The following is a 13,159-nucleotide window of genomic DNA, read 5'->3' as shown; positions in this document are numbered from 1 at the left end:
TATGATATGACTGAAGTTGTCAGTGAAAGTGCAGAGGTTACGGTTCTGCTTGTGGATGATAATCCACAGAACCTGAAAGTTCTCTATGAGACGTTGAAAGATAAAGGCTATCGGCTACTGATTGCCAATGAAGGCGAAAAAGCGCTGGATCTTGCTCATCGGCACCAGCCTGAAGTCGTTCTGCTCGATATCATGATGCCTGAAATGGACGGCTATGAGGTGTGTGAACGCCTCAAAGCTGATCCTGAAACGGCTGATTGTGCCGTGGTATTTCTCTCAGCTCTGGATGACCTGCAAGCAAAGGTAAAAGGCTTCTCTCTTGGGGGCGCCGACTATATCTCCAAGCCGTTTCAGTCTCAGGAGGTTATTGCCAGGGTCAAGACCCACGCACGTATGACCCGGCTTGAGCGTGAACTGCAGGCGCGCAACCGGGAGCTTCAGAGTGACCAGACCCGCATCCTGAATTCCATCAGTGAAGGCATTTACGGCCTTGATGAAAACGGAACAATTGAGTTTGCCAACCCTGCTGCAGGCGCCATTATGGGGTGTCCGGTAGAGGATCTGATTGGTCGTAATTTTTTTGAAATTCACTTCTCGACTGCTGAAGAATGCAAAACCAGCCTTCCGGTTTACGCGACCTGTAGCCACGGTGTGGCGGAAGAGCAGCGTGATATCCGGATGCTTCGTGCGGATGAAACAGGGTTTTCTGCAGAATACCGCTCTACACCCAAGCACGATGGAGAGGAGTCGCAGGGTGCCGTGGTTGTGTTCCGTGACATTACCGCAGAGCTGGAGAGCGAACAGGCGCTGGAAGAGGCGAGAGAGCTGGTTCAGGAGCAGCGTGACCAGTTAGCTCATACTTCTCGTCTGACGACCATGGGGGAGATGGCTGCGGGTGTGGCCCATGAGGTCAATCAGCCGCTGACGGCGATTGCGAATTATGCGCGGGTTGCCAAGCGGGTTATGGCCAAAGAGAGCCCGAACCTGAGCATGCTGCAGGAGACTCTGGACAAGATTGAGGCGCAATCCCATCGCGCCAGCGAGATTATTCGCAGGATCCGGCGTTTCATGAAGAAACCGGCAACCGGGAAAGAAGTGCTGTCCGTATCTGCATTGCTGGAAGATACCCGCCAGTTTGCAGAAGTGGATATGAGAAATAATGATGGAGAAATTCAGCTTTTCGTTCCGGATGACTTGCCGGATGTTCTGGCTGACCCGATTCAGGTGCAGCAGGTTGCTCTGAACCTGATACGAAACGCGCTTGAGGCCACTCGCAGTGCTGAATCTTCATTGCCGGTTGAGGTCAGTGCCAGTGTTACGGACCATGGCTGTGTCCGGGTTGAGGTTCGCGACTATGGCGTAGGGCTGGCCGAGGATGCGGAAGAAAAGCTGTTTTTGCCGTTTTACACCACGAAAGATGAGGGTATGGGCATTGGCTTGCCTACGTGTCGCTCCCTGATTCAGGCGCAGGGGGGCAATATTGGCTTCGAGCGCCCCGAAGGCGGTGGAGCACGATTCTTCTTCACGCTTCCTGTTGTTAGCACCCAGAGTAGTCCATCTTGCACGCCAGGTGACGAGAGCATATCTGAACCTGTCTAGGGCTCATATGATGCGCTGATGGATTCCGGCGCTGACGATTCATGCAGGGTGATGGGGTCGCGTAATACACTGGTTTATTGAATTTTTATCAGAAAGGCGTTGACATGTCCGGGCACCTCTATATAATGCGCTCTCGTTGTCACCGAGCAATCAGAAGCAGGATTGCAAAGCCTTTCAAAGCAATCGGTTATGACTCGGAGCGGTAGTTCAGTTGGTTAGAATACCGGCCTGTCACGCCGGGGGTCGCGGGTTCGAGTCCCGTCCGCTCCGCCATATTTAAAAAGCCGTTAGCTATTTTATAGCTAACGGCTTTTTTCGTTTCAGTCCCCTGTCGCTGGGTCCAGCCTTCTTCTTATTGCTGATGCCTGTTGTCCGACTGAAGAGATTCGCTCAGATAGTCCAGCAGCATGCGCACCTTCGGAGACAGGTGGCGGTTTTGGGGATAGATAGCCCAGATACCGTCATCGGCTTCCTGCCAGTGTTCCAGCAGGCTGATCAGTTCTCCGGATGCCAGAGAAGGCTGCACATAATAATCAGGTAGCTGAACAATACCTATGCCTTTAAGGGCAGCATCTAGAAGTGCCCAGCCGCTGTCGCATTTGATATTGCCTTTTATCCGGATATTATGGAGTTTTCCCCGCTCCTGAAACCGCCAGTAATCCAGATTGCCCTGCAGACAGTTGTGTTGTTCCAGTTCAGACAGAGAATGGGGAAACCCATAGGTCGATAGATATTCCGGTGAGGCGCATACGTACAGGGCTCTTGATGACAATCGTCTGGCCATCATGCTGGAATCCTCGAGCTTGCCCAATCGCACGGCCAGATCATAGCTTTCGCCCACAAGATCCAGTTTCTGGTTAGTGAGGTTCAGCTGTACCTCAAGCTCCGGGTAGCGCAGAACGAAATCGTTCACCAGAGGGGCGATGGTTTTCTCCCCGAAGGTGACCGGTGCGGTCAGCCGTAACTGGCCTTTGGGAACAAGCTGAAGGTTGGTCATGGCGCGCTCCGCTTCTTCCAGACCGTCCAGCACCTGTCTGCAGTGTTGGTAGTAGGTCTGCCCGGCTTCGGTTACCGAAACCTTGCGGGTGGTTCGGTAAAACAGCCGTGTAGATAACCTGGACTCCAGTGCGCTGACCTGACGACTGACCTGAGCTGTTGAGATTCCCAGCCTTTTGGCAGCTGCGGTAAAGCTCTCTGCTTCTGCAACTGCTACAAATTCACTGACACCTTCCCAAATAAACATCCACTGATCCTCACGTTGCAGGCCGAATGCGCCGGGATATAAAGCACTACCCGGGAAAACACTTCTGCTATTGTTACTCACCAGTAAAGGTGAATTAACATATTATGGGATTATCACTTCATACGATAGGAATACAATGTCCCTATTAAAATGGCGGACCCCTCTGCCTGAGCTTTACAACGACTGGAGAGTTTTATGACTCAGATAATCAAATCCAAAGCCGCCATCGCCTGGGGCCCGACACAACCCCTGTCCATTGAAGAAGTGGATGTTATGCCCCCGCAGGCAGGTGAAGTGCGTATCCGTGTTATTGCCAGCGGTGTGTGCCATACGGATGCGTTTACCTTGTCCGGTGAAGATCCGGAAGGCATCTTTCCAGTGATTCTGGGGCACGAAGGCGGCGGTATTGTGGAGTCCATCGGTGAAGGCGTAACCAGTGTTCAGGTGGGTGACCATGTCATCCCTCTGTATACCCCGGAGTGTGGGGAGTGCAAATTCTGCACGTCGGGCAAAACGAACCTGTGCCAGAAAATCCGTGAGACTCAGGGTAAAGGCCTGATGCCGGATGGCACCAGCCGTTTCTCGAAAGACGGCCAGCCCATTTTCCATTACATGGGGTGCTCAACCTTCTCCGAGTACACCGTATTGCCAGAAATCGCTTTAGCAAAGGTCAATAAAGACGCACCGCTTGAAGAAGTGTGTTTGCTCGGTTGTGGCGTCACCACGGGCATGGGTGCGGTCATGAACACGGCCAAAGTAGAGGAGGGCGCAACTGTGGCCATCTTCGGCATTGGCGGCATTGGCCTTTCTGCAGTTATCGGGGCCACCATGGCCAAAGCCAGTCGCATCATTGCTATTGATATTAATGAGAGCAAGTTCGAGCTGGCCCGCAAGCTGGGGGCTACCGACTGCATCAATCCAAATGACTACGACAAACCAATTCAGGAAGTGATTGTTGAGCTGACTGACGGTGGTGTGGATTACTCGTTCGAATGTATCGGTAACGTAAATGTGATGCGTTCAGCTCTGGAATGCTGCCACAAAGGCTGGGGCGAGTCAGTGATTATTGGTGTAGCTGGTGCCGGACAGGAAATCTCTACCCGCCCATTCCAGTTGGTAACCGGGCGGGTCTGGAGAGGCTCAGCCTTTGGGGGTGTCAAGGGTCGTTCAGAGCTGCCAGGAATTGTTGACCGTTATATGCAGGGTGAATTTGCACTGAACGATTTCATTACTCATACCATGGGCCTGGAAGAGATCAACGAAGCCTTTGATCTGATGCATGAAGGAAAGAGCATTCGATCCGTTATCCACTTCGACAAGTAGTCAGGATGGCCGTCTGTGCCTTGTGCGGGCGGCTATTTTTTGAGAGGTTCCAATGAGTATAGAAAATCTGAGCCACAATAAGAGCTTCGATGGCTGGCATAAACAGTACAGCCATTACTCGGAAACGCTGAATTGCACCATGCGTTTCGCTATCTACCTGCCACCCCAGGCCTCAAATGGCGACAAGGTGCCGGCCTTGTACTGGTTGTCCGGTCTGACCTGCACTGATGAGAATTTCATGCAGAAGGCGGGGGCCCATCGTATCGCAGCCGAACTGGGAGTGGCCATTATTGCACCGGACACCAGTCCCCGTGGTGATGATGTGGCGGACGATGAAGGCTATGATCTGGGCAAGGGCGCAGGTTTCTACGTTAATGCTACCCAGGCCCCCTGGAGCCGGCACTACCGGATGTATGATTATGTGCTGAACGAACTGCCGGCACTTATCGAATCCATGTTCCCGGTCAGTGATCAGCGCTCAATTTCCGGTCACTCCATGGGCGGACACGGAGCCCTGGTTCTGGCGTTGCGGAATCCGGAGCGCTATCGCTCGGTATCCGCCTTCAGCCCGATCAGCAACCCTGTTAATTGCCCCTGGGGCAAGAAAGCCTTTGGTGCATACCTGGGCAAGGATACCTCCAGTTGGGCAGACTATGACGCCAGCATGCTGATGCGTAAGGCCAGCGAGTTTGTGCCAGCACTGGTAGATCAGGGGGAGGCCGATGATTTCCTGGTGGAACAACTGAAGCCGGAAACGCTGGAAGATGCCGCTATGCAGAGTGGCTATCCGCTGGAGCTGAACCGGCGCGAAGGCTTTGATCACAGCTATTACTTTATTGCCAGCTTCATTGAGCAACACCTGCGTTTCCATGCCGGGTACCTGTTTCGGTAATGTCTTGGGCCCGTGGTTGCGTGCTGTGGGTCAGGTCAGTAATTGAGGGGTTGTCTCACGGAACTGCTTTCGATGCTCCCCCGGGCTGACCCCGAACCAGCGGCGGTAAGCTTTGTGCAGTGCGGCGGGATTGGCAAATCCGAGAAGCCAGGCTATTTCAGATAATGAGGTTTCTGTTTCCCGGATATAGTCCCTTGCCAGTTGTTTTCTGGTGTCATCCATCAGTTCCCGGAACCCGGTGTTCTCTGCGGCCAGCTGTCTCTGTAGCGTCCATGGTGTGATGCCCAGCTTTGAAGCAATCGTCTCAAGGCTGGGGGTCTCTCCCCTGAACAGCGGTGTTAACAGGCTTCTTACCTGATCCCCGGTTGTCCAGCCCCGTTGAATCTCTTGCAGTTCCTTGTCGCAAATCTGTGTCAGCTTTTCATGCATGGCTGGTTGTGCCTGCATCGTTTCCCGCGTCCATGCATCCTGTCTGACAGTGAGGCTGTTCACCGGTGCACTAAACTGAACAGGGCAGCGGAACCAGGTCTCAAATAGCTCGTCCATCCCTGTGGACGGGTATTCTATGGTGACTCGTTCCAGCACATCCCACTGGCCGGTAATTGTGCGTAAGAACTGTGTCCAGCCAGCCAGTACCGAGTCCACAACAAAGTAATTGAAGGCGTTATAAGGGCGGATAGAGTAGAACTGTAATCTCCTTTTCTCCGGTTGGGCAGTTGGGGTTCCGCGGGCGTTACGGCTGGTCAGCAAAGAGTAGCGAATAAGTGTCAGCAAGCCTGCGCCCGCAGTGCTGGCGGCCTCGCCGGCAAGGCCTGCGATCCCGGCGTCCACCGGTCGGGACAAGGCTCCCATTCTGAGACCCAGCCCCGCATTGCCGCAGGCCTCAATTGCTGCATGGCCCATCCTCATGAACCGTGGAATACTGATTCGGGCTGCAGGCGATGTGAGTGTCTGTTCGCTGAGTTGAAAGCGCCGCTTCAGATCCTGCACATTTACGCCCTCCGCTTCTGCAGCGCGGAGCATTACGCCCACATGGAGAACGCTGATATCGCCCAAAGGGTTGCGCTTAGGGTTGAGGGGCGAGAGTGGTGAGCGGGGATCCGGTAAGTTCATCGTCTTTCTCGGCGGTTTTGTTATTTAAGGATACCAGAATGTTGTTCAGGGATATTGTTGAAGGCGTCCCGCACCGGTAATTTAGTCATTATCAATAAGAGCCGGGCGATTAAAGCCTTGCGAAAAATTACGATGAGGAGACCCGTTATGACCACCAATACAACTCCAGGAATGGCCAGGTACCCGCATTTGCTTGAGCCGCTTGACCTTGGATTTACCAGGCTGCGTAACCGCACGCTGATGGGGTCGATGCACACAGGGCTGGAAGAGGCGAAAAACGGCTTCGAACGTCTGGCTGAATTCTACGCTGAGCGGGCCCGTGGCGGCGTTGGCCTGATTGTTACCGGAGGTATTGGCCCAAACCCTGAGGGCGGTGTTTTCCAGGGCGCGGCCAAAATGACCAACGATGAGGAAGTTGAGAAACACAAGATTATCACCGGTGCAGTGCATAATGCTGACGGCAAGATCTGCATGCAGATTCTTCACGCGGGTCGTTATGCATACTCTCCTGCTCTGGTCGCACCTTCTGCTATTCAGGCGCCTATCAATCCGTTCAAGCCTAAAGAGCTGGATGAGGCTGGTATTGAAAAACAGATTGAAGACTACGCTGTATGCGCGCAGCTGGCTCAGAAGGCGGGTTATGACGGTGTTGAGATCATGGGGTCTGAAGGCTACTTCATTAACCAGTTTATTGTGTCTCATACCAATCACCGCACAGATCAGTGGGGCGGCAGCTATGAGAATCGTATCCGCCTGCCCATCGAAATTGTGCGTCGTGTCCGCGAGCGGGTTGGCGAGAATTTCATACTGATTTACCGTCTTTCCATGCTTGACCTTATTGAAGACGGCAGCACCTGGGAAGAAGTGGTGCTTCTGGCCAAAGAGATTGAAAAAGCCGGTGCGACTATCATCAACACCGGTATCGGCTGGCATGAAGCCCGTGTGCCCACCATTGCGACCTCTGTTCCGCGTGGTGCCTTTACCAAAGTAACAGCTCGCCTCAAAGGTGAAGTCAGTATTCCACTGGTCACCACAAACCGTATCAACATGCCGGACGTTGCCGAAAAGATTCTGGCGGAAGGCGACGCAGATATGGTGTCCATGGCTCGTCCATTCCTGGCGGACGCGGATCTGGTTCTGAAAGCGGCGGAAGACCGCGCCACCGAGATCAATACCTGTATTGGTTGCAATCAGGCGTGCCTGGATCACACTTTTGGTGGCAAGTTGACCTCGTGCCTCGTGAATCCTCGCGCATGCCACGAAACCGAACTAACCTATGTGAAAACAGCATCGCCCAAGTCAATTGCTGTCGTGGGTGCCGGGCCTGCCGGGATGGCTTTTGCGTCAGTTGCGGCAGAGCGGGGCCATAATGTGACACTGTTTGATGCCGGCAAAGAGATCGGTGGCCAGTTCAATGTAGCCAAGCTGATTCCGGGTAAAGAGGAGTTTTACGAAACTCTGCGTTATTACCGTGTGATGCTTGATAAGCGTGGTGTTGATGTTCGCCTCGAAACCCGTGTGAGTGTCGATGATCTGAAAGCCGGTAACTTCGATGAAGTTGTGCTGGCAACGGGCGTAGAGCCGCGCACACCGGATATCGAGGGAATTGATAACCCGAAAGTGATCGGCTATCTCGATGCCCTGCTGGAACGTAAGCCTGTAGGGCAGAAGGTTGCAGTTATCGGTGCGGGAGGTATCGGTTTTGACGTGTCCGAATTTATCGTGCACAAGGGTACTTCCGCTGCGCTGGATACTGATCACTTCATGCGCGAGTGGGGTGTGGATCTGACGGTAGAGCACCGCGGAGGTATTCAGGGTGTAACGCCGGAAGTTCCGGAACCTGCACGGGAAGTCTATCTGCTGCAAAGAAAGGCTTCGAAAGTTGGCAAAAATCTGGGCAAGACCACCGGCTGGATTCACCGGACCTCGCTCAAGAACCGCAACGTTCAGATGATTCCAGGTGTTACCTATCGCAAGATTGATGATGAAGGGCTGCACATAACAGTAACGCCCAAGGGCGCGGAGAAGGGTGAAGACCGGGTTTTGCCGGTCGATACTATTATTCTTTGTGCAGGCCAGGAGCCTCTGCGTGAACTGCAGGGTGGCCTTGAAGCCGCAGGGCTTAAGGTACACCTTATCGGCGGCTCGGATGTAGCTGCGGAACTGGATGCCAAGCGTGCTATTGATCAGGGTAGCCGACTGGCAGCCAGTATCTGATCACAAAACGTTGCAGTTTTTCGCTGTGCACCGGAAACTCTCTGGCTAGACTGTTAACTTTGGCGCTGTCAGAGAGTTTTTGATTTTAGGGAGTCTGCAATGGTTTCTGCCGGCCCGGCAACGGACGATTATTCGGCGGTGTTTTTTATCGAAGGCAACGAGGTGGCCCGCCAGATGCGTGCCAGTGAGTTTGGTGCCTTTCTTGACGGCTATGTCGGGTTGTCGGATCTCGCTGAAACCGACGTAAAAGCTGTACTGGTTGATCTGAGTAGCGATCTTCTGGTGCGGGCTCTGGTGTTTTTCCGTATCTGGTTTGATGAGGAAGGCAGAGCCGATAGCAGCTGGAACATGCCTATTGAGGAGCTCGCTGCCCGTGGCGCCAAAGGCCCGAATATGGGCGGTGGAGCTATTCGTCTGGTGTGTCGCAGCCAGTGCCCGGAGCCCAGGTACGCCTCCGAGTTATGGGATCCGGATATGACGCCGGGCAATAATCATTTTCAGGTTATCCGCAAAGCCGTCAACGCGAATAATCTCAAGTTTCGCCGTATTGAGCCTGAAGAGGAAAATATTCCCGTGCTTCTCGCCGGACAGGAGGCTCCAGTTCCGGATGAGGCGTCACGCATCGAAGCTGATCGCGCGCGTCTGGCTCAGCTGATTCGTGAGCAACGCCTGCGCATCAAAACCCTGCAAAGCGTTCATCGGGACATGCTATCCGAAGTGCAGCGTGAGCACCGGCTTGAAATCAAGGCCCAGCGCAATGAAATCGCCGACCTCAGCCAGAGGTACGAACGCCAGCGCCTCAGCAATGAACAGCTGAAGCAACGGCTGGCGGAGCGGAACCAGCAGTATCTGACGCTGCAGGAACAGGTGGCTTCCAGTGGCGAAGGTAAGGATCGCGATGACGCCAATGTGAATGCCGAGCTGGTATTGCTCAGGGAGCAACTCGACAGTAAACGGCGTGAACTGGAATATAAGGAAGAGAAAATCGCAGCTCTTGAGCAAGAGGCTGACGAACTCAGATATCGTGAGCCACCCGAAAATTCCATTATGAGTCATCTCAGGAAACAGTCTGTTTTCCTGGTGGCCTACCACCCGGGTGTCGGGCACCTGACTTTGCCCTACCATGAGATTGAAACCTACTTCAATAACCCCACTACCTATGCTTCAGAGCACTGTGGTATGAATGAGCCTTCGTACCTCCAGTGGCTTGAACACTACGAGAATCCTGTGTGCCAGCATTTGGACGAGAACGGAGACGTTTGTGGTGAGCCCCTGTTGCGCGCAAGTCAGCCAGGAGATTTCCGGCCCGGTTTCGATGACCATTGTGAAAACCATCAGCCCTGAAAGCTGGCGGACTTTTCAGGAGTTCTGACGAACTATTTTCAGTATAGGGATGACTTTCGTTAGACTGTAGGTCAGATTGAGATAGGCGCCGGCGGGCTTGTCCGCTCTCGTCATATTCCGACACCACAGGAAGCTTCATGGATCATTTCAGAAACATAGGCGTTATCGGCCGGATGGGCAGCGTTAAAGTGGTTGAATCCTTACGCCAGCTCAAACAATACCTGGTTGCTAACCATTATCACGTAATCCTTGAGGAAGACACGGCCAGCATGTTGCCCGGCCACGGCTTCCAGGTTGCCAGCAAAAAACTCCTTGGCGAAATCTGTGATCTGGTTATTGTGGTGGGCGGTGACGGAAGCTTGCTGGGAGCTGCCCGGGAACTGGCAAAATCCAAGATTCCCCTGCTTGGTGTAAATCGTGGCCGGCTGGGTTTCCTTACGGATATTTCGCCCTCGGATCTGGAAGAGCGCCTGGGTAAAGTTCTTGGCGGGGAGTACATTGAGGAAACGCGGTTTCTGCTTGATGGCAATGTAGAGCGTAACGGGCAGCCGCTTGGTTTTGGTACCGCACTGAATGATGTGGTTCTGCACCCGGGGAAATCTACCCGGATGATTGGCTTCGATTTATATGTCGATGGTCACTTTGTATACAGTCAGCGCTCAGATGGTCTGATTGTTTCTACCCCTACCGGCTCAACCGCTTACTCGCTTTCAGCAGGAGGGCCGATTATGCATCCGAAACTGGACGCTATTGTACTGGTTCCGATGTTCCCTCATACGCTCAGTAGCCGTCCGATCGTGGTGGATGGCAAGAGTGAAATAAAGCTGGTTATCGGGGAAACCAATGAAACTTATCCGCAGATCAGCTTTGATGGCCAGATGAATATCGCCTGTGCGCCAGGTGACATTATTCGCATATCCAAAAAACCCTTCAAAATCCGGCTGATTCATCCAACAGACCACAATTTCTACGCCACCTGCCGTGACAAACTTGGCTGGGCCAGCGAAATATCAGCGAGTTGATCATGGCCGGAAGCAATGATACTGCAAGTCGTGGTTACGACATCATCGGAGATGTTCACGGTTGCGCGAACACCCTCGCACGGCTGCTTGAGCAGATGGGGTACAGCAAAGTTAACGGCGTGTACCAGCACCGCCGCCGTCAGGCTGTATTTATCGGGGATATCATCGATCGCGGCCCGAGAATCCGGGAAGCCCTGCATCTCGTAAGGGATATGGTTGAGCGGGGTTCGGCGCGGATCGTAATGGGGAATCATGAGTACAATGCTCTGGGCTATTGCACACGTGCACGGCCGGGCAGTGGCAAAACATGGTTACGTGAGCACAATGCCCGTCACGACCGGCTGATCAGGGAAACTCTTGATCAGTTTGATGCTTACCCTCATGAATGGAATGATTTTCTTGAGTGGTTTTTTACTATTCCCCTGTTTATCGAAGACGAGGATTTTCGTGCAGTGCACGCGTGTTGGGATAATGATCTCATCGAGAAGTTCAAACAGGTGCAGGGTGGTGCATGCATTGATGAAGACTTCCTTCACGCTTCTGCCGCTATAGATTCTTTCGCCGGACAAGTCATGGATACGCTGTTACGGGGTACTGATCTTCGTCTTCCCAGGGGGATGAAAATTACCGGGCGTGATGGATATGTCCGGGAGTTCTTTCGCACCAAATTCTGGGCGGATAACCCGAAAACCTATGCAGATGTTGTGTTTCAGCCTGACCCATTGCCGGGGGAAGTCGCCAGCAGGGTTCTGGCAGAGCATGAGCGTAAGCAGCTTATCAGTTATCCCCTGGATGCCCCGCCTGTGTTTGTTGGCCATTACTGGATGGAGAGCGAACCAGCTCCGCTCAGGTCCAATGTTGCCTGTATTGATTTCAGTGCAGTGAAATACGGCCGGTTGGTGGCATACCGGATGGATGGTGAGCGTGTGCTTTCCCGGGACAAGTTTGTCTGGGTAAATGTGGCTCGGGATCACCAAGATTCTCCGGATTATCCCACCAGTGAAGACAGTGTCGCGCGCTGATGCAATTTCGTGAGCGTCCGTCGGAATATTTCATGAGGCAAGGTAGATTGTGTACCGAGTAAAACAGCTGGATACAAGTATAAATCTTGGCGGGTTTAGTCAGTGGTTGAGGGGCCAGGGTGTTCCTCACCGGATTAGTGAGGAGGGTGGTTTCCAGGTGCTCTGGCTGGAAAATCCGGATCACGCAGAGCCCGTTCTTGAGGCCCTGGACAGGTTCCTTGCAGAGCCGGAAATCCGGCAGGCAGTGGATGATCTCAATCGCTCACCAGTGTTTGTGGCCGGTCGCTGGCAGCCATCTCCTCGTCATGCACCTCTGGTGCTCGGAATGATTGTGCTGGGTGTGCTGATGGCCTGGTTTACCGGTCTTGGCAGCAACCAGTTTACGACCAGCCTGATGATTGTTGATCCACGGGTGCATGATTGGGGCAATATGGCCGCGCGCATTGACGCTCTCTCTGCAACGCTTGCCAGCGGTCAGGTCTGGCGACTGTTCACGCCGGATTTCCTGCACTTCAGCTGGACCCATATTATATTTAATTCTGTGATGCTGTGGTTTCTGGGCAGCCAGGTTGAATGGTTTGACGGTCGTGGCCGGCTGGCTGTACTTTTCGTCATAACCAGCCTTTTCTCCAACGGGCTGCAATATATGATTTCGGGGCCCCTGTTCGGCGGTCTTTCCGGAGTAGTTTATGGCATTCTCGGGTATTGTTGGCTGAGTCAGCGAACTCTTCCCCGGTTTCAGTTTCCCCCGGCGCTGGTAACCTTTGCGGTGGTATGGATGGTGATCGGGTTTACACCTTTGCCTGAATTGCTTGGTCTTGGGAGTATGGCAAACGAAGCTCATCTGGGCGGGTTTGTCGCTGGTCTGGTGTTGGCGGCCATATTGCCGGCACGTAAAAAACAGCGCACATAAAAAAACCCCACCAGAGGTGGGGTATAAAAGAAGCATATAGCTCCTGATGAGAGAGACCAAATGATACGACCGTCGTCATTTGGTAAAGTAATGATAATCATTATCGTTTATGTCTGTCAAACGATTCCTCTACTTTATTTATGAAGGTTTGTTCAGGAGAGCCGGATGACCTACGAAGAACTAATTGAAAGGCTAGACCCCAACGTCTATCAGAGCCTGCGTCAGTCCATTGAACTCGGTAAGTGGCCCGATGGCCGCAAGATTACGCCGCAGCAGCGTGCGATCAGTCTGGAAGCCGTTATTTATTATGAAAACCTGCACAATATTCCAGAGCAGGAGAGGGTGGGGTATCTCGACAGAGGCAGCAAAGCGGGCACAGCATGTGATCCTTCTGTGAGTCGCAACCTGCCCGACAGTAATGACGTTGATCCTGACCAGTTTGTAGAGATCAAGTCTTGAATAACCGTGTCG

General features: G+C 53.2%; 11 protein-coding genes and 1 tRNA gene. 10 read left to right on the top strand and 2 right to left on the bottom strand.

Annotated features, from left to right (window positions below):
- The first annotated feature begins 6 nt into the window (after positions 1-6).
- Positions 7-1,599, top strand: coding sequence for a response regulator (locus CPA50_RS14165; RefSeq protein WP_096783187.1), 1,593 nt, complete (start codon positions 7-9; stop codon positions 1,597-1,599).
- Between the two features lie 196 nt (positions 1,600-1,795).
- Positions 1,796-1,872, top strand: a tRNA-Asp gene (locus tag CPA50_RS14160).
- A 79-nt stretch (positions 1,873-1,951) separates the two neighbouring features.
- On the opposite strand, the gene CPA50_RS14155 is transcribed toward CPA50_RS14160, so the two are convergent.
- Entirely contained in the window at positions 1,952-2,842 is an 891-nt protein-coding gene (locus CPA50_RS14155) for a LysR substrate-binding domain-containing protein (protein ID WP_096783186.1), read from the bottom strand.
- Positions 2,843-3,046: 204 nt separating this feature from the next.
- Between CPA50_RS14155 and CPA50_RS14150 the strand changes: the two genes are divergently transcribed.
- Both CPA50_RS14150 and fghA read left to right on the top strand, forming a co-directional pair.
- Positions 3,047-4,165 carry an S-(hydroxymethyl)glutathione dehydrogenase/class III alcohol dehydrogenase gene (locus CPA50_RS14150; protein ID WP_227519686.1) on the top strand — a complete coding sequence of 373 codons (1,119 nt, stop codon included), beginning with the start codon at positions 3,047-3,049 and terminating at the stop codon, positions 4,163-4,165.
- 52 nt (positions 4,166-4,217) lie between these two features.
- Entirely contained in the window at positions 4,218-5,057 is an 840-nt protein-coding gene (gene fghA / locus CPA50_RS14145; protein WP_096783184.1) for an S-formylglutathione hydrolase, read from the top strand.
- Positions 5,058-5,087: 30 nt separating this feature from the next.
- Here the strand turns inward: fghA and CPA50_RS14140 are convergent, their stop codons facing one another.
- Positions 5,088-6,170: an AraC family transcriptional regulator gene (locus CPA50_RS14140; RefSeq protein WP_096783183.1), complete on the bottom strand. Its 1,083-nt coding sequence runs from the start codon at positions 6,168-6,170 to the stop codon at positions 5,088-5,090.
- A 147-nt stretch (positions 6,171-6,317) separates the two neighbouring features.
- On the opposite strand from CPA50_RS14140, the gene CPA50_RS14135 reads away from it, so the two are divergent.
- The 6 genes from CPA50_RS14135 to CPA50_RS14110 all read left to right on the top strand — a co-directional run bounded on the left by CPA50_RS14135 (position 6,318) and on the right by CPA50_RS14110 (position 13,147).
- Positions 6,318-8,387, top strand: a complete 2,070-nt coding sequence (locus tag CPA50_RS14135; RefSeq protein ID WP_096783182.1) for an NADPH-dependent 2,4-dienoyl-CoA reductase — start codon at positions 6,318-6,320, stop codon at positions 8,385-8,387.
- Positions 8,388-8,486: 99 nt separating this feature from the next.
- Complete coding sequence (locus CPA50_RS14130; RefSeq protein WP_096783181.1) at positions 8,487-9,731, top strand: DNA repair protein; 1,245 nt, start codon at positions 8,487-8,489, stop codon at positions 9,729-9,731.
- A 137-nt stretch (positions 9,732-9,868) separates the two neighbouring features.
- Complete coding sequence (locus tag CPA50_RS14125) at positions 9,869-10,753, top strand: NAD(+) kinase (protein WP_096783180.1); 885 nt, start codon at positions 9,869-9,871, stop codon at positions 10,751-10,753.
- 2 nt (positions 10,754-10,755) lie between these two features.
- The gene (locus CPA50_RS14120; protein WP_096783179.1) at positions 10,756-11,775 is read left to right on the top strand and encodes a metallophosphoesterase; all 1,020 of its coding nucleotides are present in this window, start codon (positions 10,756-10,758) and stop codon (positions 11,773-11,775) included.
- 49 nt (positions 11,776-11,824) lie between these two features.
- On the top strand, positions 11,825-12,688 hold the full coding sequence (locus CPA50_RS14115; protein ID WP_096783178.1) for a rhomboid family intramembrane serine protease: 864 nt from the start codon (positions 11,825-11,827) through the stop codon (positions 12,686-12,688).
- A 165-nt stretch (positions 12,689-12,853) separates the two neighbouring features.
- Complete coding sequence (locus CPA50_RS14110; RefSeq protein ID WP_096783177.1) at positions 12,854-13,147, top strand: YeaC family protein; 294 nt, start codon at positions 12,854-12,856, stop codon at positions 13,145-13,147.
- The last annotated feature ends 12 nt before the right edge of the window (positions 13,148-13,159 follow it).

Origin of the sequence: Marinobacter sp. ANT_B65, assembly GCF_002407605.1 — a bacterium.
GTDB lineage: Bacteria > Pseudomonadota > Gammaproteobacteria > Pseudomonadales > Oleiphilaceae > Marinobacter.
This window is presented reverse-complemented; position numbering and strand designations above follow the sequence as displayed.